Annotated in this window: 18 protein-coding genes and 1 rRNA gene; 5 read left to right on the top strand and 14 right to left on the bottom strand. The window is 41.7% G+C overall.

Going from position 1 to position 22,357, the window contains the following annotated elements:
- Nucleotides 1-40: 40 nt before the first annotated feature.
- The 8 genes from J2Z69_RS06770 to rpoD form a co-directional block, all read right to left on the bottom strand.
- A complete protein-coding gene (locus tag J2Z69_RS06770; RefSeq protein WP_209860338.1) occupies nucleotides 41-1,306 on the bottom strand; it encodes a DUF445 domain-containing protein in 1,266 nt (421 codons plus the stop codon).
- Between the two features lie 185 nt (nucleotides 1,307-1,491).
- Nucleotides 1,492-2,406, bottom strand: a complete 915-nt coding sequence (locus J2Z69_RS06775) for a radical SAM/SPASM domain-containing protein (RefSeq protein ID WP_209860340.1) — start codon at nucleotides 2,404-2,406, stop codon at nucleotides 1,492-1,494.
- A gap of 113 nt (nucleotides 2,407-2,519) precedes the next feature.
- Nucleotides 2,520-3,197 carry a phosphatase PAP2 family protein gene (locus J2Z69_RS06780; RefSeq protein WP_209860342.1) on the bottom strand — a complete coding sequence of 226 codons (678 nt, stop codon included), beginning with the start codon at nucleotides 3,195-3,197 and terminating at the stop codon, nucleotides 2,520-2,522.
- A 17-nt stretch (nucleotides 3,198-3,214) separates the two neighbouring features.
- Entirely contained in the window at nucleotides 3,215-4,000 is a 786-nt protein-coding gene (locus J2Z69_RS06785; protein WP_245338976.1) for a polysaccharide deacetylase family protein, read from the bottom strand.
- Between the two features lie 188 nt (nucleotides 4,001-4,188).
- On the bottom strand, nucleotides 4,189-5,082 hold the full coding sequence (gnd, locus tag J2Z69_RS06790) for a phosphogluconate dehydrogenase (NAD(+)-dependent, decarboxylating) (RefSeq protein WP_209860344.1): 894 nt from the start codon (nucleotides 5,080-5,082) through the stop codon (nucleotides 4,189-4,191).
- Between the two features lie 59 nt (nucleotides 5,083-5,141).
- On the bottom strand, nucleotides 5,142-6,596 hold the full coding sequence (gene zwf / locus J2Z69_RS06795; RefSeq protein WP_209860346.1) for a glucose-6-phosphate dehydrogenase: 1,455 nt from the start codon (nucleotides 6,594-6,596) through the stop codon (nucleotides 5,142-5,144).
- 243 nt (nucleotides 6,597-6,839) lie between these two features.
- Nucleotides 6,840-8,327 carry a DHA2 family efflux MFS transporter permease subunit gene (locus J2Z69_RS06800; protein ID WP_209860348.1) on the bottom strand — a complete coding sequence of 496 codons (1,488 nt, stop codon included), beginning with the start codon at nucleotides 8,325-8,327 and terminating at the stop codon, nucleotides 6,840-6,842.
- 144 nt (nucleotides 8,328-8,471) lie between these two features.
- The gene (rpoD, locus tag J2Z69_RS06805) at nucleotides 8,472-9,590 is read right to left on the bottom strand and encodes an RNA polymerase sigma factor RpoD (protein WP_209860353.1); all 1,119 of its coding nucleotides are present in this window, start codon (nucleotides 9,588-9,590) and stop codon (nucleotides 8,472-8,474) included.
- Nucleotides 9,591-9,951: 361 nt separating this feature from the next.
- On the opposite strand from rpoD, the gene J2Z69_RS06810 reads away from it, so the two are divergent.
- Both J2Z69_RS06810 and J2Z69_RS19410 read left to right on the top strand, forming a co-directional pair.
- Entirely contained in the window at nucleotides 9,952-10,932 is a 981-nt protein-coding gene (locus J2Z69_RS06810; protein WP_209860356.1) for a permease, read from the top strand.
- 22 nt (nucleotides 10,933-10,954) lie between these two features.
- Nucleotides 10,955-12,004, top strand: coding sequence for a CobW family GTP-binding protein (locus J2Z69_RS19410; protein ID WP_209860357.1), 1,050 nt, complete (start codon nucleotides 10,955-10,957; stop codon nucleotides 12,002-12,004).
- A gap of 12 nt (nucleotides 12,005-12,016) precedes the next feature.
- Here J2Z69_RS19410 and J2Z69_RS06820 read toward each other — a convergent pair whose 3' ends face one another.
- Nucleotides 12,017-12,637, bottom strand: a complete 621-nt coding sequence (locus J2Z69_RS06820; RefSeq protein WP_209860360.1) for a DUF1796 family putative cysteine peptidase — start codon at nucleotides 12,635-12,637, stop codon at nucleotides 12,017-12,019.
- A 280-nt stretch (nucleotides 12,638-12,917) separates the two neighbouring features.
- On the bottom strand, nucleotides 12,918-13,751 hold the full coding sequence (locus tag J2Z69_RS06825) for a DegV family protein (protein WP_209860363.1): 834 nt from the start codon (nucleotides 13,749-13,751) through the stop codon (nucleotides 12,918-12,920).
- A 283-nt stretch (nucleotides 13,752-14,034) separates the two neighbouring features.
- Between J2Z69_RS06825 and J2Z69_RS06830 the strand changes: the two genes are divergently transcribed.
- Nucleotides 14,035-14,940 carry a hypothetical protein gene (locus J2Z69_RS06830; RefSeq protein ID WP_209860365.1) on the top strand — a complete coding sequence of 302 codons (906 nt, stop codon included), beginning with the start codon at nucleotides 14,035-14,037 and terminating at the stop codon, nucleotides 14,938-14,940.
- Nucleotides 14,941-15,120: 180 nt separating this feature from the next.
- Nucleotides 15,121-17,403, top strand: a complete 2,283-nt coding sequence (locus J2Z69_RS06835; protein WP_342591556.1) for an Ig-like domain-containing protein — start codon at nucleotides 15,121-15,123, stop codon at nucleotides 17,401-17,403.
- A gap of 97 nt (nucleotides 17,404-17,500) precedes the next feature.
- Here the strand turns inward: J2Z69_RS06835 and J2Z69_RS06840 are convergent, their stop codons facing one another.
- The 3 genes from J2Z69_RS06840 to J2Z69_RS06850 all read right to left on the bottom strand — a co-directional run bounded on the left by J2Z69_RS06840 (nucleotide 17,501) and on the right by J2Z69_RS06850 (nucleotide 21,628).
- Nucleotides 17,501-18,823: a hemolysin family protein gene (locus J2Z69_RS06840; RefSeq protein ID WP_209860367.1), complete on the bottom strand. Its 1,323-nt coding sequence runs from the start codon at nucleotides 18,821-18,823 to the stop codon at nucleotides 17,501-17,503.
- Nucleotides 18,824-18,889: 66 nt separating this feature from the next.
- On the bottom strand, nucleotides 18,890-20,065 hold the full coding sequence (locus J2Z69_RS06845; RefSeq protein ID WP_209860368.1) for a hypothetical protein: 1,176 nt from the start codon (nucleotides 20,063-20,065) through the stop codon (nucleotides 18,890-18,892).
- Nucleotides 20,066-20,479: 414 nt separating this feature from the next.
- Nucleotides 20,480-21,628, bottom strand: a complete 1,149-nt coding sequence (locus tag J2Z69_RS06850) for an MFS transporter (protein ID WP_425354986.1) — start codon at nucleotides 21,626-21,628, stop codon at nucleotides 20,480-20,482.
- Between the two features lie 228 nt (nucleotides 21,629-21,856).
- Between J2Z69_RS06850 and J2Z69_RS06855 the strand changes: the two genes are divergently transcribed.
- Nucleotides 21,857-22,207: a hypothetical protein gene (locus J2Z69_RS06855; protein ID WP_209860372.1), complete on the top strand. Its 351-nt coding sequence runs from the start codon at nucleotides 21,857-21,859 to the stop codon at nucleotides 22,205-22,207.
- Between the two features lie 56 nt (nucleotides 22,208-22,263).
- Here the strand turns inward: J2Z69_RS06855 and rrf are convergent.
- Nucleotides 22,264-22,357: ribosomal RNA gene (gene rrf, locus J2Z69_RS06860) — 5S ribosomal RNA — on the bottom strand; the annotation flags it as partial.

Consider the following 22,357-nt stretch of genomic DNA (forward strand, 5'->3'; position numbering starts at 1 on the left):
AGGCCGTTACCCTAAGGCAACGGCTCTCTTAAGTAGAAAGCTAGACTAAAGCGCGAATACCCGTCAGAATAACCCCAACTAGGAACCCGCATATCGCACCATTAATTCGGATCCACTGTAAATCTCGACCTACTTTGCCTTCAATAAAAGCCACCAATTCCGCATTGTCGAGTTTGTTCAGATTCTCTCGAACGAGAACGCCGATTTTGGAATAATGTTTCTCGATTAATAATACCGCCTGATGCTGAATCCAATTTTCTCCTTGTTCTATCCGCTCAGGTTGATTCTCTAGGCGCTGAATGAGATCCAGCACAAAGGGTTTCAATTTCTCTTCTTCAAATTCATCCGCTCGTACATATTCCAGCAACCTGCCTTGTAATTTGGCCAAATAGCCTTCTACCTTCGCATGCAGATCGATTCGATTAAGCAGCTGATATTTCCACGACTTGATCTCAAGTTGTAGTTGTGGCTTGTCTAGGGCTTCTCGCATTTGACTGTGCATGGACATCAACAATTTGTTTCGGTTAATATCGTCCGGATCTTTAAATCTAGCTACATTTCGCAGTATGAATCCTTGAATCATATCGCCTAGCTTATCCTCACTTAAGTAACCTAAAAAGGCATTTAGGGCAAACTGCATTAATCCATTAAGTTTTAATTGCTGGATCTGAGCTATACCTACTTTTCCAAGCATATCTCTTGTAGACGTTAGCACGGCCCACTCTTGGGTGCGATCTAGTACCAAGTCTAAAGCCTTTTCATCGTATCCACGTGCGAATATCTCATCGAGTACTCGGTGCAGAACAGCTTGTTCGTCAAGGCCATCTGCCGCCTTTTCAATCTCACGCACAATCAGGTCCGTGAACTCTGAAATGGGAACGTGCTGAATTACCGCCGCAATCGCTGAAGTCATCATCGGTGTGTATTCTCCTGATTCCGTACCTTGCTTCACTTTACCGAGTGCCAGCTTGGCAATTTGAATACTTTTGATCTTCTCCCCAATACTTTCTTTGCGCAGAAGTTCCGTCTCGATCATGGCGATAACAGCTTCGGTAATCTTGTCACGATTTTTTGGAAGGAGTGCAGTATGTGGAATAGGAATACCTAATGGATGACGAAATAGTGCAGTAACGGCGAACCAGTCTGCTAAGCCGCCTACAAGTCCAGCCTCGAATCCTCCCTGAAGAAGACGCAGCCCAAGTGCTCCGTTGTGAAACGGTAGCGTAGCTGCAAAACCTAAACCCATAACGCCTAAAGATAGACCTGCTATATAATTTTGCTTCTCTTTTTTTGGTTTCATTTTCATTGTGGATCCCTCGCTTGGTGTATACCCTCAGATTATCCTTCTTTTCCCTGTCATCATAACATACTCGCTTATAGATCACGAAACGGTATGCTTATCTTTTTACTCATAACAAAAACTGCCTATTTGCGCGAAATCGCATGTAGGCAGTCTATAAGAGCATTTTTGGTATACGTAGCTACAACCGGTTAGGCATGTGTCGATACCACCTGAAGCGGATCTGTGGTCAGATCAAATCGCTTGCGGTAGCCACATTTCCGGCATAATTCTTCCGTTACTTCTCGCCGAGAGAACCCTTCGACGATATTGCTTGCGCGTTCCCCGTCAATAATATCGGCAAAACTCTCCTGATGAATATTACCTAGATTAATGACACCTTCTCCATCTAGGCAGCAGGGAATGACCGTTCCATCCACGAGGACACCGGCTTGGTTGCGCAGGCCATGACAGAATCCAGGACTGTGATCTTCTTCTTCTTTTAGATCCGGCCATTTGAATTCATAATCTTGGTTCAGGTAGATCCGATCGGCAATTTTCACACCACTGCCAGGGGTGACTTTCTCTTCGATCCGAAAATCGAGGTCAAACTCACGTTCGATGTACTCCAATGTCTCTCGATTTCGATTCCGCTGCGCATTCGTCATATTATCTTCATTCAAATTCCATAACCGGAATGAGATAATGATATTGGACTGAGCTACGGCTTCCTTAACGAAATGAATTACACTCGTGATGTATCCATTCCGATCCGTAGAACCTTCGTGACCGTCAAAACTGTGCAATGAGAAATTCATTTGACGAAGTGCAGGCTTGCCCAATAATTTATGTTTATTTTTATTGATCAGGGTTCCATTGGTAGTGATGTTCACTTTGAAACCTTGTTCATGTGCGATATCCAGCATCTCATCCATCTTGGGGTGCAGTAATGGCTCCCCTTTGACATGGAAGTAGATATAATCTGTGTAGGGTTTAATCTGACGAAGTGTCGTCTTGAAGTCTTCAATCTTAAGGAAGTTAGCTTGACGTTTCGTAGGTGGACAGAAGGTGCAAGCCAAGTTACATACACTTGTCGTTTCAATATAGAACTTTTTGAATTTTTTCACAGGGAAGCTCCCCTTCTCCTAAAACATATCAAGTCATTCCTCTTGAGATATTATCGTAGAATCTCCTATCACGCAACCTCATAGGTATCATCAATTTCTTCATCATTTATGCACTAAGACAAGCCCGTCCTTCTGCTTCGCTCACGGAAATATAGATAGGTTCCAATTGAAGCAGATAGTAGCGCTCCACTAAGTAGATACCCCCCGAGTACGTCACTTGGATAATGGACCCCTAAGTAGATCCGACTTAGGCCAATCATGAATATGAATACCATTGCAAAAAGAATAATCATTAACTTCCCCATCCAGGTAGGCGCATGCTTCCACAGCAAGAAAGCAAGTCCGCCATAAAGACTTAGCGTCGCCATAGCATGTCCACTAGGGAAGCTAAATCCATTTGCATTCACAATCCGATGTAGCATAGGTCTCTCCCGCTGAAAAATAGACTTCATCATCAGATTTAATAAAAGGGAGCCGACCGCCATCCAAGCTAGAAACCATAATTCTCTGCGCGATCCTAACCACCTATAAAATATGAACATGGCAACAATGGTAATGAGAGCTGCAGGAATGCCTGAGCCTATCCAAGTGAAAGTCTTCATGATATAGGTGAGCCATGGGGATTCCCATCCTTGGACAAATGTAATGACAGTAGAATCGAACCCTCGAATTTGACGATCACTAATCCATACCGCAGTGAGACCAAAGGCAATAGCAAAGATGAACGTAAATAGTAAAGAACTAGTTATCCATTTCGGTGTAAACATTCGTTGTTGTGATGTATGACTCATGCTGTTCTCCGTTCTTGTTATTTATCCTGAAGCTTCATTAATTCTGTCACAGTGACAAGTGAATACCCTTGGGCTTGTAACCACTCAATCTCTTGCGGCAGAGCAGCAATTGTGTTCTGAACTTTTTTCCCTCCAAAGCTATGCTGCAAAATAATACCACCTGGTTGGATTTCTTTTTTTAGATTATTTACGATTTGTTCGGCTTTCGTCGCTTTCCAGTCCAGCGTATCCACGGACCAATTCACTAAGGTTAGGTGTTGCTCTTTTAATATCTCTTTAATTGAATTGGAGATGGTTCCATACGGGGTTCGGAATAAATCGGGAGTCGTCCCAATAACAGCTTTAATTTTGGCTCCATTGTCTACAATTTCACGCCGAGCTTCTTCGGGGGTAAGCTTATTCAGATTGGGGTGCGTTAACGTATGATTGCCAATCTCGTGTCCTTCCTCATGAATGCGCTCCACTACAGAGGGGTCTTTTTCGACCTGTCGCCCTACGAGAAAAAAAGTAGCCTTAACCCCGTATTGTTTTAGGATGTCCAAAATTTGCGGTGTATACCGATTGTCCGGTCCATCATCAAAGGTCAGCGCAACTTTTTTTTGATTTGTATGGATGGAGAATACCTCTTTAAAAGAGGGTTTGATTTGTACAGGGGGCTTTATCGGTGGTGCTGAAGCATGTAATTTCGCGGCTCTCTCGCTTTGTACAGATTCTCGATGGAGGACTGCAACATAATTGATAATAGATAAAAGAAGAATAAGGCCGCCAATGATCATAATGAGGTGATATCTTTTGTATCGCATTTTACCGTCTCCCGTATTGTTTGGTTGTGTCCAGTATACCTCAACATGCAATCGAGGAAATTAACAAAAAAGTAACAGCTCTCATCAAATTCTGCCCTTAAGTTACAAAAAAAGAGAGCACACTAGGGATTTTATTCCTTCCTAGGCACTCTCTCTATCGGATTAAATAATAATGAATATTTAAAAATTTAGTTTTTCTCTACAGCGTGGCCACCAAATTCATTACGAAGTGCAGCCACTACTTTACCTGTGAAAGTGTCATTGTCCATAGAGCGGTAACGCATTAACAAGGACATAGCAATAACAGGCGTAGCTGTCTGAAGATCGAATGCTTCTTCCACGGTCCATCTTCCTTCTCCAGAAGAATGCATAACCCCTTTGATCTCGTCCAATTTGCTATCTTTGGAGAATGCGTTCTCGGTAAGTTCCATAAGCCATGAGCGAATAACCGATCCGTTATTCCATACTTTAGATACTTTCTCATAGTTAAAGTCGAATGGACCTTTTTCTAGCACCTCGAACCCTTCTCCGATAGAAGCCATCATGCCGTATTCGATTCCGTTGTGCACCATCTTAAGATAATGTCCACTGCCGGAAGGTCCTGCATACAGATATCCATTTTCTACAGAAGTATCGCGGAATAAAGGTTCAACGATTTCCCAAGCTTCTGGCTCTCCGCCAACCATATAACAAGCGCCATGACGTGCCCCTTCCATGCCACCAGAAGTTCCTGCATCTAAATAATAAATGCCCGAAGTTTTCAGCGCGTTTGCACGGCGGATAGATTCTTTGTAATGAGAATTTCCCGCTTCAATAACGATATCGCCTGCATCCAAAAGTGGCGTGATTTGTTCCAGAACGGAATCCACCACACCATGAGGAACCATGATCCAGAGCGCGCGAGGTTTAGAAAGGGACTGAATGAGTTCTGGAAGTGTAGATACTCCGTCCGCACCGTAAGTTTTCATTTCATTCACAGCTACTTCATTCAGATCAAATGCCGTAACCTCGTGGTTGTGATCGATCAAATTTTTACCTAAGTTAAGCCCCATCTTACCAAGTCCGATTAGTCCTACTCTCATGTTGTCTACTCCTCCTGATTAGTTCCAATAATTATATATATATCTGTATGATTAGTGGTTTACCACCACTTAAATCCATCTTCAGCAAGCAGATCATGAGCAGCTTTAGGACCATTGGTGCCCGCAGCATACGTATGCAGGGGAATCAGGTTCTCTTCAAAGGCCTCAAGTGCTGGTTGAATCCATTTCCAACTTAATTCTACTTCATCCCAGTGTGCGAAGAAGGTCGCATCTCCGCGAAGCGCATCGTGAATCAGGTTCTCATAAGCTTCAGGAGCATCTTTGGAATTCGTCGTAAAATTCATAAGAACAGGCTCAATTTTGCCGCCCTTTCCAGCATTTCGAGTATTCAACTTGAGCGTGATACTTTCCATAGGATTTATTTCAATCGTGAGCAGATTAGGTTCTGCTTCGTCTTGATTTGCTTCCGTAGAAATTTTCAGTGGTTCTTTGAACTCAATTACGATCTTCGTTGACTTTTCGTGTGTTCTTTTCCCCGTACGAATATAGAAAGGCACATCGTTCCAGAATGGAGTATCAATCCAGATCCGGCCAGCAACATACGTATCATTGGTAGAATCCGGCGCAACGCCATGCTCATCTAAATATCCTTGAACAGGTACAGAGCCATTCATGCCTGCTGTATATTGTCCTCGAACAATTTGGCTGCCTACTTCCTCTTTACTCATCGGACGCAAGGATTCAACAATAGTACGTTTCTTAGATTGCACTTCTTCAGGCGTACTGCGCTGAGGAAGATGCATGGTAACCATCATGAGGATTTGTAGCATGTGATTCTGGAACATATCGCGAATCGTTCCGGTCTGATCAAAATAGGCTGCTCTTTCTTCCACGCCCACTAGTTCATTTGCTGTAATCTGTACATTTGCGATGTAGCGATTGGTCCAAAGTGCTTGAAGTACGGGGTTGGAATATCCTAATACTTCAAGATTCTGAATCATGGGTTTGCCTAAGTAGTGATCTATTCTATAGATTTCTTCCTCAGTAAATGCCTTGCTGAGCTGCTGATGCAGCGCACGAGCCGATTCCAAATCATGACCAAACGGCTTTTCTATAATTAGACGTCTCCATCCTTTGCCCGCACCCAAACCATTCTCGTGAATATGATGTGCAATTGTTCCAAAAAATTCTGGAGCTACTGATAAATAAAACATTCTATTTTCAGGAATTCCCAATTCTTTTTCACGAATTTCCACAGCAGATAACAGTTTTTGATAATCCTCCGTGTTGTTCACATTCAGCGCAGAATAACGAAAAGCGCGCAAAAAAGACTCCACACGTTCCCCATCAGCCGGGCGTCTGGAGAACTGAGCTAAGGATTCTCTCACACTTGCTTGGAAATCCACATCAGCAATCTCTTTTCTACCTAGACCAAATACAGAAAACTCGGCTGGTAGCTTATGATCGATGAATAAATTATATAGGGCAGGGTAAATCTTTCTTTTGGCCAAATCTCCAGTGGCTCCAAACAGTACAAACGTCATAGCCTCCACTACTATCCCTCCAACTATCTCTCTATAAAAAATATATTTAGTTACAACTTGTTACCTACTAATATAGACCTACGTAATCGTACACCCGAACTTTTTTTTCGTCAACTATGTTTCACGGTTAAATTAATTATTATTCCTTATAATCATATGGGAATTGATACGAGTCCCTATTCTCATACAAAAAAGGTTGTTCCATCAGGTCTACAGACCCGACGAACAACCTCAAAGAAACATTCATCAATTCTAATGGTTTAATAATGCTGCTGAGTTCGCTGATGCATCGGTAGATTCTGTGCCTACACTTGCATCATCCTCTACTTCCTTTTTAGGTTTCCGTAAAATAATTCCTAACAAAGCTCCAAAAGCAGCCACACATGCCGTAACCAGGAAGGTATCTCCGAAGGCATCCACTTGGGCCAGCAGTGGATTCGTCGTATGTGCCATATGTGCTGTCAATCTCGAGGTAAGATATCCTGTAAGCCCCGCCACTGCAAAACTTACCATGACTTGTTGAGCAGCCGTAGTTAAAGGAGTAACACGGCTAACCAGCTTCCTAGGCGCGGACTGAAGTACGTGCGTATTAATGGCCATCATTGACAATCCCATTCCAGAACCTAACATAGCTAATGCGCCTAGAATATAGATGGAACTTGTGCTAAGCGAAATATTAGTAAGCATCGTCAACGCAATGGTTATAATACTTAACCCTATAATTACAAGGGGGCGAGCTCCAAAACGATCGAATAATCGTCCACCAATCGGCATGAATATCCCTGACGCTAGGGCTTGTGGAAGAACAGATAATCCGCTTTGCAGAGGGGTATATCCACGAACTCCTTGCAAATACAGCGGCATCAGTATAATCGCTCCGAACAGTGCAATTTGGGAGACCCAAGCAATAATTACGCCTCGAGTAAAATCGCTTGACTTAAAGACTCGTAGTTCCAGCAAAGGCTGTTTTTGTAACAGTTCGACAAAAATAAAAATAATTAAAGCGATTCCGCCTACTAGCAGTCCTAGTAAAGCTTCTGTAGAGGACCAATCTCTCCCTCCTTCACTTACACCGTATGCCAGCATAGCGAAGGCGATCGGAGCTAATATGATCCCTAAGATGTCTAGAGAAGGAACGGCCTTCTTCTCAAATTTAGGCAAGAACTTAATTCCAATAATTAAAGCGATGATGCCTACAGGCAAATTAATTAAGAAGATCCAATGCCAGCTCACATATTCCACAAAATATCCGGATAATACAGGTCCTAGGGCTGGAGCTAACAGCATAGGAATTCCGAGCATACCCATAATGGATCCCATCTTCTCAGGGGGAGCCAGCTTGAAAATCATAGCCATCCCTATAGGAGCTACCATACCTCCGCCTAGACCTTGAATCACTCGAAATAAAATTAATTGTCCTGGTGAACTGGCGAACGAACAAAGAACGGACCCCAAGGTGAATAATGTAATCGTAATTAGAAAAATTCGCTTAGCTCCAAAACGATCTGTCATCCAACCTGCTAAAGGAATGACTGCCGAAAGAGCAAGGGTATATCCCGTAACCGTCCACTGCATGGTCGTATAATCTGTTTTGAATATTTCTCTAAGATGAGGCAGCGCAACATTAACTACAGTACTGTCAAGAATAACCATGAACATCCCAACAATTACAGCCAAAAGTGGTGCGAACAACTGCCTGACTGTAACGCTTGACGCGTTAGATGCGCTTACAGAACTCATTCTCTTTTCCTCCTAGATATTTCTATTTATGCTACTAGGTTATTGTATGGAGTAGACTTTCCAAAAGCAAGAAAATTCGTTTTTTTGGATAAAAAAAGAACCGTGATGATAGGCTTACGAGCCTTCATCACGGTTCACTATATGCTATTCGAGGAAATCCTTGAGTCGTTTGCTGCGACTTGGATGTCTGAGCTTACGTAATGCCTTCGCTTCAATCTGGCGAATCCGCTCCCGCGTAACGCCAAACTCTTTGCCCACTTCTTCCAAAGTTCGTGTCCGACCATCATCAATACCAAAACGGAGGCGAAGCACGTTCTCTTCACGTTCTGTGAGCGTATCCAGCACTTCTTCCAGTTGTTCTTTTAGTAGTTCATATGCAGCCGCATCTGCTGGTGCTAATGCATCATGATCTTCTATAAAATCACCCAAATTGGAATCGTTCTCTTCCCCAATTGGCGTCTCTAGAGATACAGGTTCTTGTGCTGCTTTCATGATCTCCCGTACTTTCTCAACTGTGAGTTCCATTTCCTTCGCAATTTCCTCCGGAGAAGGTTCTCTACCTAGGTCCTGAAGCAGCTGTCTGCTGATACGGATCAACTTATTAATCGTTTCGACCATATGCACTGGAATACGGATTGTTCTTGCTTGGTCTGCGATCGCACGCGTAATAGCTTGCCGAATCCACCAAGTGGCATACGTACTAAATTTAAAACCTTTATTATAGTCGAATTTCTCAACTGCCTTAATCAAACCCATATTACCTTCTTGAATCAAGTCAAGGAATAACATGCCTCGGCCTACATATCTTCTGGCAATACTCACAACGAGACGAAGATTGGCTTCAGCCAAACGTCTTTTAGCCGCTTCATCTCCTTGCTCAATACGCTTAGCTAACTCTATCTCTTCTGTCGCTGTTAGCAAGGGAACGCGCCCGATTTCCTTAAGATACATTCTTACAGGATCATCAATTTTAATTCCGGGTGGAAGTGATAAATCATCTGCAAAAGTAAGTTCATCATTTTTATTATCGTCGGCTGTAAAGGTAGTGCCATCTTCCGTATCATTGGAGAGGTCAATTCCATTCTCCGATACTTGCTCCAAGAATTCATCGATTTGATCCTGATCTTGATCAAAGGGCGCTAGCTTGCTCACAATTTCTTTATAGTTCAGCGAGGATTCTTTCTTACCTTGCTCAAGTAATTGCTCTTTCACCTGTTCAAGCGTGAGGTCCGTGTCTAATTCAGTATGCTGTCCGTTCTCCATAATCCCGCTCCCTTCAACCAACACTGCTATATAAATATTACAATAATTCCCAAATTCTTCTCTAGATCTGTTTGACAAAACCGAAGATGTATGATAACATAAAATTACATATTTTATCTCAAACAGCTCTATGGCATATCTTAAATTGTATCAAATTACTTACTTTTTTTCAACTCTATTATTAATAAATATGACAAGCCGATCCCGAACAGGGTTCGGTTTTTTTATTTTATGCTCAATTATCTAGATCAGACACGGCTGGCCCAATTTTTGTGTTCAAATATAGTATTCTAGTGATATTTGAATTTTTGAGAGCATATACTTTACTAGTTTCCTATTTTCAAGCCAAGGAGTCACTGTAATGAGAACCTATAATTTGTCTAAAATCATAACTGTTCTTACTCCTACTGCTTTACTACTATGTCTTCTAATTTACTCAAAAACTGGGTTTAGACAGCCCCGGCCCATCTTTCTAAGTACATTCATCCAGATCTTTGTCGATATCTTCATGGAATCGTTACCCTTCGTAATTGCTGGTGCTTTATTATCTTCCCTATTGCATGTGTTTATTCCTGAAGAGATGATCCGTCGGTGGATTCCAAAAAATCCTATATTTGCTATCGTCGTGGCTTGTGTAATTGGCATGGTTATTCCTATCTTTGAGTGTGGAATGATCCCCTTGGTTCGTCGATTAATCCAAAAAGGAATGCCCGTCTACATGGCTATGATTTTTATACTCTCCGGTCCTATTATTAACCCAATCGTCTATAGTTCAACCTATGCGGCCTTTCGGATATACCCACATATTGTGTTTGGCCGAATGGGGGTGGCCTTTGGTGTCTCTTTAATAATCGGCTTAATTCTGTATGTAACTGTTCAGCAATCCCCACTCAAACGGTCTTTACAGGATGTACAGGACATGCCCTCCACCTTACATGGCTACTCTGAGAATTCCTTCGCTACCGTATCCATTCACACCTTGAACGAGTTGTTCCACATGAGTAAATATCTGATCTTAGGATGCCTACTTACGGCTGGTATTCAGACATGTTTAATTAATCTAAATACTATTGGATCTCATCCTTTAGGGTCTTATATATTCATGATGGGATTTGCCTTCGTGTTATCTTTATGCTCTACTTCGGATGCATTCATTGCTTCAACCTTTGTTCACTCGTTCTCTACAGGACCTCTATTAGCTTTTCTCGTGATGGGTCCGATGCTGGATTTCAAAAATTTCTTGATGCTGTTATCTGCTTTCAAACTAAAGTTTGTCTTGTATCTTTCTTTTCTAATCGTTACTCTTGTATTTCTTTTCTCATTTTTTGTGGATATAACCTAATACAAAAGGAGATGAGGACATCGTGAGACCCCACTGTTCTTTTATTACAAATCCGATACCTGTAATTCTTATTACTGGCTTTCTAGGTAGTGGGAAGACAACGCTCTTGCTTCGGTTACTAAAAAAGGCTATTCAACAAACACTCCAGCCGGCTGTCTTTATGAATGAGATGGGTAGAATAGATGTAGATGGAGCGATTTTATTAGAAGAGTTCCCGAGTTTGAAATTGAAAAAGTGGGTAGACGGTTGTATGTGCTGTAGTCAGCGTCATAAGGTAGAAAGGGGAATTCTTGATCTCTTAGAGCAGAAGCCAGACCTGCTCATCTTGGAACTTAGCGGGGTGGCTGATCCGGCACAAATACATAAATTACTCGCCATGCCTTCTTTAAAATATCGAGTGGAGTTGAACCATGTTCTGACCGTCATTGATGCAGAACATTTTCTGGATTATAACAGTTCCTTTGCCTCGGATCGTGAACTGATTCATACTCTTCATCAGCAAGTTAGAACTGCTACTCATCTCATCGTGAACAAAACAGATGTAACTGAACTTTCTATGCTCCCCCAGATGTATAGAGCCCTTAGTAGAATTAATCCTTCTGCACAAATTTCAGCATGCGTAGCATGTGACATCAATCTAGATTCTTTCCTTCATTCTTCAGCCTTCCCCGTGTGTTACCCTGAGCAAATCCATGAACCCGCAGTTCCTTATACAGATGGACAACCTAATACTAATTTGCGCATCCTTACTCATCCAGACCCAAAGGTCATAGTATACCCACACGCTAGCTCACTATTTTCTTATTTGGAACTTATGAGCATAACCGTCAAGCTATCTCCCCATCCTTTAAACCCAACCCGTCTGGAACAGACCCTAATCCATATGGGATCATCCTTAATACGTGTCAAGGGATACGTAAAATCATCTGATGGGTATCTCTATCTATTTCAGGGCTCAGGTGAACGCTTTGTATGGCGTCCGACTCTCCTGAGCACCCACCCTTACTTAGTTTTTATAGGTCTAGAGTTAGATCGTGAGTATATTGAGCATGAGATCTTCCATCCCGTATGAGTTTGTATTAGCTTATCCAATAGATATGGCTGCTAACAACTGATTCCACTCCTCATCGGGTCCTCGCCAGTCGTCTCCTTTGCCCATATAAGCATAGGCTAATTGTGAAGGAAGTTGTTGTGCTTGTGCTGGCATTTCCTTGGTATCTGTAACGATGATTAGGAGCGTAAACTCACCTTTAACCATGGAGTCAAGAAGTGCGCACAATTCTAGAGATTGCTGAAGAGAAACGTTCATCCGCACGAATAAGCTTCTGCTTGCTGTTACCAATCGTTCTAGGAATCGCGTTTGTCTTCGAATTAATGTGTCATGAAAAGGAAGGTAATCCTCCTGCCAACGGTCTCTTGGAGTATTCATCGAGAAATCATGATACGAATAAATCTGATGCAAGGTATCTTCAATACAATAACAAGTTTTGAATTCGCCAACATTTTTCATATAAGCAAGGGTCATAAACCCATCAAATCTTTGCGAAATAACCTTGATAAATCCTTCATGCGATTTGGAGATGAACCAATCTAGAGGTCCAGCAGATGTTCTTAATTGAAGTCTACGAAGTTGGTAAGCTGGTTGACAAGTGGGACCTAGACTAACAATCACATCATATGAACCGAGATGTCTAGCATCTAGCAAGTGAAGTACCTCCTTTGTCATAAGAAAAGATGATCACTCTCTCAACGTATGAAAAAGAAACGATACTGGATTGGACAGGGTGAAAAAGAGGCTTTATTACAGTCACGCTATTTAAATTAAGTATTTTGCGTTCATAGAATATACTATAAAAATCACATCCGCACTTTCGAACAATCCATATGTTTACGATAATTAGAATTGAATACGCGTGTTAAAAATCCCCAGAAAAAAAGCCCTGTTACATAGGGCTTTTTTGTCGTGTATCTAATTACTCGTGTATCTAATTACGAATCCAGCTTAGCGCTACGGTTCCCTCGCCTGCGAGTATTCCTACGACCGGGATAAAGGTCATAATTTCCGTTTTGAGGGCAGGGTCCATGATAGAAATTTCTTGCTCAATTTCCTTGGCTTCATCTAAATTATTCGCATGCATAATGCATACCTCTTTAATTCTACCGATATCACTTTTCAAATGATCCATCATTCGTTGCTTGGTCTTTTTAAATGTGCGTATTTTATCTTCTACAATGACTTTGCCTTTATCGAATTTGAGAAGTAAATGTATTCTTAATAGCTGGCTTACTAACAGTTGGGTTCCCGATACACGGCCGCTTCGGTGAAGCTGCTGCATACTAGTAGGGATAACGTAGAATGCTACATTGTGGGCCATTTGCTCAATTTTCTCTTTAATTTCATGAACAGACTGACCCATCTTATGCCATTGAACCCCTTTCATAATCATTTCCCGTAGTGGGAAGGCACCCGCTTTGGAGTCAATAGAAGTCACTTCGATTTCTGCCATTTCTGCGGCTTGTAATGAAGTGTTCATCGTTCCGCTAAGTTCAGATGAACAATGAATCGCAATAATTTCATCATAGTTTTGCTTTAGATTCTCATAGAGTTCCAAGAATTCTCCTATCGGAGGCTGGGAACTTCCTACTTTTTCATGTGTTTTCATTTTCTCATAAAACTCATCTGCGGTGATATCTATGGTTTCCCGATAGCATTCCTCTCCTATCATCAAACGCAAAGGAACGATATATATGTGATTCTCCTTCGCATAGATAGGATCCACGGTGCAAGTACTGTCTGTAACCCATGCAACGGATTTCATTAGTTAGTAATCCTCTTTTCTCTGTAAAGTACACTCACTTTTTAGTCTATACGACATATATTAAAGCAAAATATAAACTTTTGCGATACATTGATTCTAAAGGCCTATGAATTTAGAGAGAAATGTGACGAAATTATAGGTATACACTTCTTTTGTCGCAGATTATGAACTTTAGCTATGTTAAAGGCCCTAATTAATCTGTCAATATACCCCAGAAATATTCAATGCCTACCGGTTAACTATTTCTTTTGCGGGATTTACTACAATAAGGGAGAGAATTAATATGAACAAGACAGTCATCCGCCCTACGTTTTTGTTAGTTGCCGTACTGGTATTAAGCCTCATTTTAGGAGGAGGGTATTCTTTGATCAAAGCTAACGCAGCAGCTCCACAACGTGCCACATGGTTATGGGATACGACCCTGATTAAAAAATCAACACCTGATATTCTGACATTCATGTCAGACAACGGAGTCAATTTAGTCTATCTACAGATTGACCGTACTATGGATGCGATCTATTATAAAGACTTTATCCGTCAAGCTTCAGCAAAGCATATTCAAGTGCATGCACTCGATGGAAATGCCGCATGGGCTTTAGTTAATCAACGTCCTAAGTTAAATACGTTATTCTCATGGATAGCTAACTATCAAGCCGCGGCCCTTCCTGAAGAACGGTTCCAAGGCATTCATCTTGATATTGAGCCCTATCAATTGCCTACTTGGAAAACAAATCAAAAAAATATTATCGCTCAGTGGCAAAGTAATGTACAGTATACTGCGGCTAAAGCCAAGGAACTTCATCTTCCTATCGCAGCTGATGTTCCATTCTGGCTCTACACATTCAAAGTCGCGTCCGGCTCCCAAACACTAACAAGTTGGATGTTATCCCAGTACGATTCCCTCACTTATATGACCTATCGGGATAAAGCAACAGGTATTTTTAGTGCCGCCAAACCAAATCTATTGGAGGGCGCAGCAGCAGGGAAACCTGTCTATGCAGCCGTAGAGACCAATAATACCCCCGAAGGAAGCCCAATTTCTTTCTATGAAGAGGGAGCTCCTTTTATGAATGGTGAACTTACTAAATTGCAAGGACTAGTTCAGGATTATACTTCTTATGCTGGTATTGCTATACACGACTATACCGGTTGGAAAATGCTAATTGAACGTTCTTACACGTCTGAGTAAGCGCTTCAATCCTGAATATCATAGGCTATTAGGAAAGCGAACTCCTGTATAATCAGGGGTTCGATTTTTTTTGACTAAAAAGGACGATATACGGAGATTGCCCCCCTCCTATCGAGGCTCTATGCTAACGGTACGCATCTTATATAGACTACAACTGCATATCAAAAGGAGGCATTTCTCGTGCTGCAGGCTCGATTGGCTCTTGGTACATTTTTGTCAGTCCCCCGGCTTATGAAACTCGCTGTTGTCCTAGTCCTCTGCTGTTCTCTTGTTCCGTTCTCCTTCTCCACGCCATCTGCACTGGCCGCTTCTTCTCTCACTTTAGACACGCCAACCGAAGGTTCGAATCCTACGGACCCCATAGTTCGCGTCTCCGGCACCTTCACGGACCTGTATGACATTAACCTCATTATCAACGGAGTCAAACAAGTGGATACACACATCAGTGATCCGCTCGGTACAGAGTCGGGCACATGGTATTATGATTTGGATACGACGAAATATGATGGACCGATTGAACTCGTAGCTCGCGGGCTAGACAGTACTACACGTTATGGTGTAACCTCCCCTTTTGTCATTTTTCAGGTAGACCATCCTACTGCTAATGTCCCTCAAGTACAGATTGTAAGTCCACAAGACGACGCTCATCTGACCGATTCAACCCTAATTAAGGTTCAAGCTACAGGTAGAAATCCATTAGAAAATATTCAAGTACGTATTAACGGCGGAGTATGGAATGATACGACTTTGTCAGGTGACAGTTATGAATATATTTGGAATTCAGCAGACTTAGGTGATAAGACTTCAAGTATTGAAGCTAGAGCTACGGATAATCAAGGGAATACAGGAAAAAGCACCACCGTATACGTTCAGCATGGTCAAGGTAACCATGAACCTGTTACTATAGTAAAACAGGATCGAGCCATGTGGCTCTGGGAAAAATCAGCTTACAACCTGGTTTTAAATCCTGGATCAAGAGCGCCATTAGAAGCGTTGACTAGTGATACCTCTACCTTCAACTCCTCAGCCATAACTACGATTTATTTAGGCGTTTTTCCATATGATAATGTAGATATGCTTGAAGATCAGCGAGTTAAAGTTAGAGAATTTCTAGCATGGGCGCATAGTCATAATCTTAAAATTCAAGCCTGCATTGCAGGAGGCACCGTTCCTGCTTATTTCGGCAGTTATACCAGGTATCAAAAGTATGCCGTTCGAGAATTGGAAAAAGTCATTAACTTTAATCTTTCTTCCGATTCGAATGAACGATTCGATGGCGTGAATATCGATGTAGAACCTTATATCATGCCTGAGTTCAAATCACAAAAACCAGCCATGCAGACGCAATATCTAGATCTTTTGCAAAAAATGGTAGACCGTAGAAATTTATCTGAATTGAATCTTCCTCTAGGACCTGCCGTACCTAGATGGTATGACAGTTCCGATACTGCAAGCAACATCACTTGGCATGGACAGACGAAATGGCTCTCAGAGCATGTTCAGGATCTTATGGACTATATCTCTATTATGGACTATACCGATTCAGCCTCTGGGATCATTAGTGGGGCTCAAGGAGAAATCGCTTATGCCAACTCCATCAATAAACCCAACTCCGTTATTGTCGGTGTAGAGACCCTAGATATCAGCAATAGTGGAGATCCTGAGACGATCACGTTTCGTGAAGAAGGCCGCACCTACATGGAAAATACACTGAACACTGTAAAACAAGCTTTTGCGAATAGCGCTTCTTATGGTGGCATTGCTATGCATCATTATGATTCTATCCGCGCGCTACCCAGCCAGTGGGGACCGAACGCCATCTTTTGGAATTTACCAACGCCGGATACGACGCCTCCGGGACCTTTGACGCGTCCTCTAACAGCGCAGACCTTTGATTATCAGACGATCCAGTTGAACTATGGGAGGGCTTACGATAACTCCGATGTTGATGGGTACCGAATATATAGAGGAACGAATCCTACTTTCCAGCCCGGTCCTCAAAATGTAGTTGCGGATGCTCGCGGTCTGAACTTCAGTGATACAGGTTTACTAAGTGGAACAACGTATTATTACAAGGTAGCCGCAGTAGATATTAGCGGGAACGTAGGCCCCTATTCAAATGTCATCTCCGCCACTACAGAACAGACAGACCTTAAGCCCTTGAGTATTAAATCCATGACTGTTACCTACAATGGTAGCAAGGCTAAAGTAACGGTCAGAGTAAAAGATTATAATACAGGTCAAGAAATTCCTGTTAAAATGTACGGAAGATTCACGAATTTGTTCGGAAAATATGTTAGTTTCAACTCGACAGCTAGTTCGGCTGGAACAGCTGATTCTGAATCCGTTACGGTAACTTCTGGACTCGGAGGGTTCTCCCCACAACGTATCTTAAGTGCCGGCTATTACTGGGCATCTGCTTATGACTCCACTCACTTAGCTACGGTATCTTGGCCCCAATAAATAAGTATCACATAACAAATAAGACCCGAATGAGATCGGGTCTTATTTCGTTCGTACTATAAATTTCCATTAAAATTATGGACGATAATTAGAATAATTAGAGCTGCACAGGAAGTTGAACAGCATCCTTATGAATGATTTCAATAAGCAAATAACGGCTCTTCATTCTTCTTCGGACGGTATAACGATAATCCTCATCAATGTAGCTTTCGCCCACTGCAAGCTCACTATTCTGTCCATACAGCCATCCACCAATCGTATCCCACTCACCTGAATCCAAATCTTGGCTCAAATGACTGCTTACCTCCGAGACAGATACTTTGCCGTTAACCAAAATATGACCTGGGCCCCACACCTTAACATCTTCCTCTTCTTCGGTGTCGAATTCATCCCTGATTTCACCAACAATTTGCTCTAAAATATCCTCGATTGTCACAAGACCTGAGGTCCCACCGTATTCATCAATGAGAATAGCCATGTTCGTTCCACTCTTCTGAAGACGCTTGAGTAAGGTATTGACATGAATGAACTCAGGAACAGCCATAACAGGCTGCATTAAGGTCGCTACGTCCAAGTTAGGGTTATCTTCATAGGAAAGGAAGAACTGTTTGGTATTCACGATACCAATTACGTTATCTTTGCTCTCTTGAACTACAGGAAAACGAGTATATTGTTGCTCTTTAATTATCTGAAGATTTTCCTGCCTGCTTTTACCTGCATATAGACAGATCATATCCGTTCTTGGCACCATAATATCTTTAGCCATCAAATTATCAAAGGCAAAAATACGATTTACATAACCGTACTCTGCTTGATTAATTTTTCCACTTTCTAGACTTTCACTTAAAATAATACGTAGCTCTTCTTCGGAGTGGGCCTCTTCATGCTCGGAAGCGGGTTTAATTCCAAAAATTCGTACGAGTTGATTGGCTGAACCATTGAGTAACCAGATAAAGGGGAACATGACTTTGCTAAACCATATAATAGGCTTGGCCGTTATCAGCGCAATCCACTCTGCTTTACGAATAGCAACCGTCTTCGGAGCAAGTTCTCCTACCACTACATGTAAATAAGTAATTAATGCAAATGCAATAATAACAGATATAATTCCTGAGATACTGTCTGCAATGGAGAACTTATTGAACAAAGGATGTAGAATTTTCTCCATTGTAGGCTCACCCAACCAACCTAAACCGAGTGAAGTGATGGTTATTCCCAATTGACACGCAGACAAGTAACCATCCATATTGTCCAGAACTTTTTTGACTGCATGCGCATTTTTCTTATCTTCCGCAATGAGCTGATCTATACGACTAGGTCTGATCCGCACCACTGCAAATTCTACAGCCACAAAAAAAGCGGTTAAACAAATAAGTATTGCAATTAACACTAAATTTAAACCATAACTGTCACTTTCCACTACTCATCTTCTCCTTAATATTATGTCTAGAGTCTTATACGTTGGAGAACATGACTTGGTTTCGCATTACTGCGCACTTCCAAGCTTAGTTACCTTTGCTACGCCATCTGCCAAACCTAAGATGAGGTACCCATAATTCAATAACTGCACCTTTAATCCTACGTTATAAGCTATGCCTGTGCGTTCAATAACTTGGTCCCACGTTTTTTGACCGCTCGAGTTTAATTGTATAACATACTCTTTGGACACTGTACCATGCCAATCTTCGTTCACTTTTCCCGTAGCGATATAACTCCCATTGCTCGTTATCTGAACGTCACTAATTTGACCTCGATCTAGTGTAGCTTCTGGTTTGTAGTTCCATACTACATTGCCTCCACCATCCAACTTAATCACGTAACCCGTTGTTAAGTCGCGATGACCCCCATCTGGATTGGGATGATCATAAAAACCTGAGATCACAGATCCACCATTAATATCTTGAACTAAAGCTGTTGTCCATACATTCTCCGTGTCAGGAGCAGGCAGAATGTTTTTTTCCCAGCTTAACTTACTGTTATTACTATACTTAGCGAGATATATAGATGCGGCACCTGAATCGGGGTTCAGGTTTACGCCTACTACTTCAAATCCACCATCAGCCGTATGTTTTACAACACTTACACGATCATTTGTAGGTTTGATTACTCTTTTCTGCCATACTACACTGCCATTCCCGGAGAGCTTAGCAAGTACAATATCACTTGCACCATTAGCTTCGCCGCTCGTCCCTCCAACAATATAACTTCCATCCGTTAATTGATCCACCGAGGTAAAATAAACCGGGTCACCGGGTAAGGTATAACTCCAGTTCTTATTACCCACACTGTCTACTTTAAGAATCTGTGATCCCCCAATTAAAATGTATCCTGCTCCTTTGGTCTGATGAAAACCACCAAGAAAGGCAAGTGTGTCTTTCGCGAAGGTCAGTTTAGGTTTCTTCTCGCCCCACAACTTAATAGAATCGATTTGAACTTGATTACCCTGAATAGATGCTACCACTAATTCATCCTGACCTTGTTCTGTGACCGCACCATCTGGTAGAGCTACATCTTTGTCCCACAGTTGTTGCAATGAACTACTTGCTGTAAGCGGTGCAGACACCTCCGCCAAAGCCGCAGCGGGAAGGGTCAATAGTGAACAACTCATTAATAAAGCAGCTTTTATTAACCAGTGAGATTTGAACACTGTCGATTTTGTCATTAGTATTTCTCCTCCTTTATGAGTTAAGTCTCTATAATTATGTAAGATCTTGGATTAGGCTACAAGCTTATAAAGTCGTGATTTCCTATGTGTGAAGTCTTAACTTTATGAATGAATTTCTGCACAAACAAAAAAACAACCCAAGGACGCCGTGTCTTGGGTTGTTACACATCTAATTTCATTAATTCATATTTTTGTTCTTTATTCTTTATTCTTTATTCTTTATTCTTTGTTCTTTATTCTTTATTCTTTATTCTTTTCTTATTTTGTTTTTGTTATTTGTTATTTGTTATTTGTTATTTGTTATTTGTTATTTGTTATTTATATTTGTTGTTTGTTCTTTGTTTTGTTCTTTTGTCATTTGTTCTTATGCTATTTTTTTGTTTTTTTCTCTGTGTTATTTATTATTATTCTTTAGTCTGTCAGTTCCACGCCTTTAGTCTCTTTACCTAGGATAAGAACAGCTACCGCACCAACAATGATGGTTATGAAGAATACCAAAAATATAGTAAACATTTCTACATGTGCCGTTTTCCATTGAGCTACAAGTAAAGGTCCAATGACTCCACCAACTCGACCTATCGAGGTAGCCAATCCCACTCCCGTTGTTCTTACTCGGGTTGGGTATAATTCTGGACTATAGGCATACATCGCTCCCCAAGCGCCTAAATTAAAGAAGGATAAGCAGATTCCAGCTGCAAGTAACATACTCACTGTGCTTGCATAACCGAACCAAAGCGCACTCAGCGCGGTTAAGATCAGATATACCACGAGTACAAATTTACGACCAAATTTTTCGATAAAATAAGCCGCCGTAAAATAACCAGGAAGCTGCGCAAGGGTCATAATCAGTACATATTCAAAGCTTTTTACCAAAGTAAATCCTTTGTCCGTCATAATAGTTGGGAGCCATAAGAACATACCATAATAAGAAAATACAACACAAAACCACAGCAGCCATAACATAATGGTGGATCTCCGATGTTCTCTGGACCATACTAATCTCAGTTTTTGAGCCAGACTAATCTTAGTGATCTCACGCTGCTCTATGTACTTAGGTGAATCTTCAATGGAGCGTCTTAAGTATATTGCATATAACGCAGGTAAGGCACCAATGATGAAAGCAGACTGCCACCCATATTTCGGAACTACAAAATAAGAAATGATAGCCGCGACTATCCAACCTACCGCCCAAAAACTCTCTAGTAAGACTACAGCTCTTCCACGTGCCGCTACTGGCACCGACTCAGATACCAAGGTTGAAGCTACAGGTAACTCCCCACCAAGCCCTATTCCTGCCACAAAGCGTAGGATGCATAGTACAGCTACACTCCCGGCTAAAGCAGACAAACCACTCGCTGCACTAAAGATCAGTATAGTCCATAGTAGAATTTGTTTGCGGCCATATCGATCCGCGAAATACCCCGCAGCAGCTGCTCCAAATACCATCCCTAGAGATCCGCTACTTGCAAGCCAACCTACCTGCCCATTTGTAAGATGCCATTCCACCCGTAATGCTGCAACAATAAATGATATCAATCCCACATCCATGGCATCAAACATCCAACTAAATCCTGCACTTACTAATAGTTTTCGATATTTAGGTTCTTTAAGCAAGCTCACATGACTCACACACATTCTCCTCACTATAAATCAATATATGATTTCCTTTTCTTTTAAAATCTATACTCAGCAACTATTTTAGGGCTAAACCACCCTATGATTCGTACAATCTGATAAGAGTCTCTAAGCATCTACTATATTACATTCTAAAACAAAGAGGTGAATTAAATGTCAATATGTCCTACGCATACTCATAAAAAAGTTCGTGGACGTCGATTAGACGTTACTCGTCATAAGCACCTTGTCCGTCCCATACGCCGCTTGCGCCATTTAACAATCGTGTGGACTAGTCCTACTGGTGTTCCTTATAATACTAGAGGATTTTACGCAACAGTAAGTACTCGTTCGGGTAGAGTTATTCAGACCGCTCGTTTTGACCGTTATGGCGTTGTCGTATTCTCTAAAATTCATGCACCAACAACTTGTAGTTATATTGTGAGAGTCTATTGCAAAAATGGAGAGTTGTTCCGCCAAGTCATTGTTCCCGCTCGAAATCAGACTTTCGTCATCGTTCCATAAATCCCATTAAAAAAGCTCGTAGTCAGCTATGATAGCTAATTACGAGCTTTTAATGCGCTTGGCGGCGTCCTACTCTCCCAGGACCCTGCGGTCCAAGTACCATCGGCGCTGGAGGACTTAACGGTCGTGTTCGGGATGGGTACGTGTGGA

Source organism: Paenibacillus shirakamiensis (assembly GCF_017874255.1).
In the GTDB taxonomy this organism is placed as follows: domain Bacteria; phylum Bacillota; class Bacilli; order Paenibacillales; family Paenibacillaceae; genus Fontibacillus; species Fontibacillus shirakamiensis.

Excerpts from the sequence above, each read along its gene's own strand:
- J2Z69_RS06770 (WP_209860338.1), bottom strand. The coding sequence starts at position 1,306 with ATGAAAATGAAACCAAAAAAAGAGAAGCAAAATTATATAGCAGGTCTA.
- J2Z69_RS06780 (WP_209860342.1), bottom strand. The coding sequence starts at position 3,197 with ATGAGTCATACATCACAACAACGAATGTTTACACCGAAATGGATAACT.
- J2Z69_RS06785 (WP_245338976.1), bottom strand. The coding sequence starts at position 4,000 with ATGCGATACAAAAGATATCACCTCATTATGATCATTGGCGGCCTTATT.
- gnd (WP_209860344.1), bottom strand. The coding sequence starts at position 5,082 with ATGAGAGTAGGACTAATCGGACTTGGTAAGATGGGGCTTAACTTAGGT.
- J2Z69_RS06800 (WP_209860348.1), bottom strand. The coding sequence starts at position 8,327 with ATGAGTTCTGTAAGCGCATCTAACGCGTCAAGCGTTACAGTCAGGCAG.
- rpoD (WP_209860353.1), bottom strand. The coding sequence starts at position 9,590 with ATGGAGAACGGACAGCATACTGAATTAGACACGGACCTCACGCTTGAA.
- J2Z69_RS06810 (WP_209860356.1), top strand. The coding sequence starts at position 9,952 with ATGAGAACCTATAATTTGTCTAAAATCATAACTGTTCTTACTCCTACT.
- J2Z69_RS06825 (WP_209860363.1), bottom strand. The coding sequence starts at position 13,751 with ATGAAATCCGTTGCATGGGTTACAGACAGTACTTGCACCGTGGATCCT.
- J2Z69_RS06830 (WP_209860365.1), top strand. The coding sequence starts at position 14,035 with ATGAACAAGACAGTCATCCGCCCTACGTTTTTGTTAGTTGCCGTACTG.
- J2Z69_RS06845 (WP_209860368.1), bottom strand. The coding sequence starts at position 20,065 with ATGACAAAATCGACAGTGTTCAAATCTCACTGGTTAATAAAAGCTGCT.
- J2Z69_RS06850 (WP_425354986.1), bottom strand. The coding sequence starts at position 21,628 with ATGTTTGATGCCATGGATGTGGGATTGATATCATTTATTGTTGCAGCA.
- J2Z69_RS06855 (WP_209860372.1), top strand. The coding sequence starts at position 21,857 with ATGTCAATATGTCCTACGCATACTCATAAAAAAGTTCGTGGACGTCGA.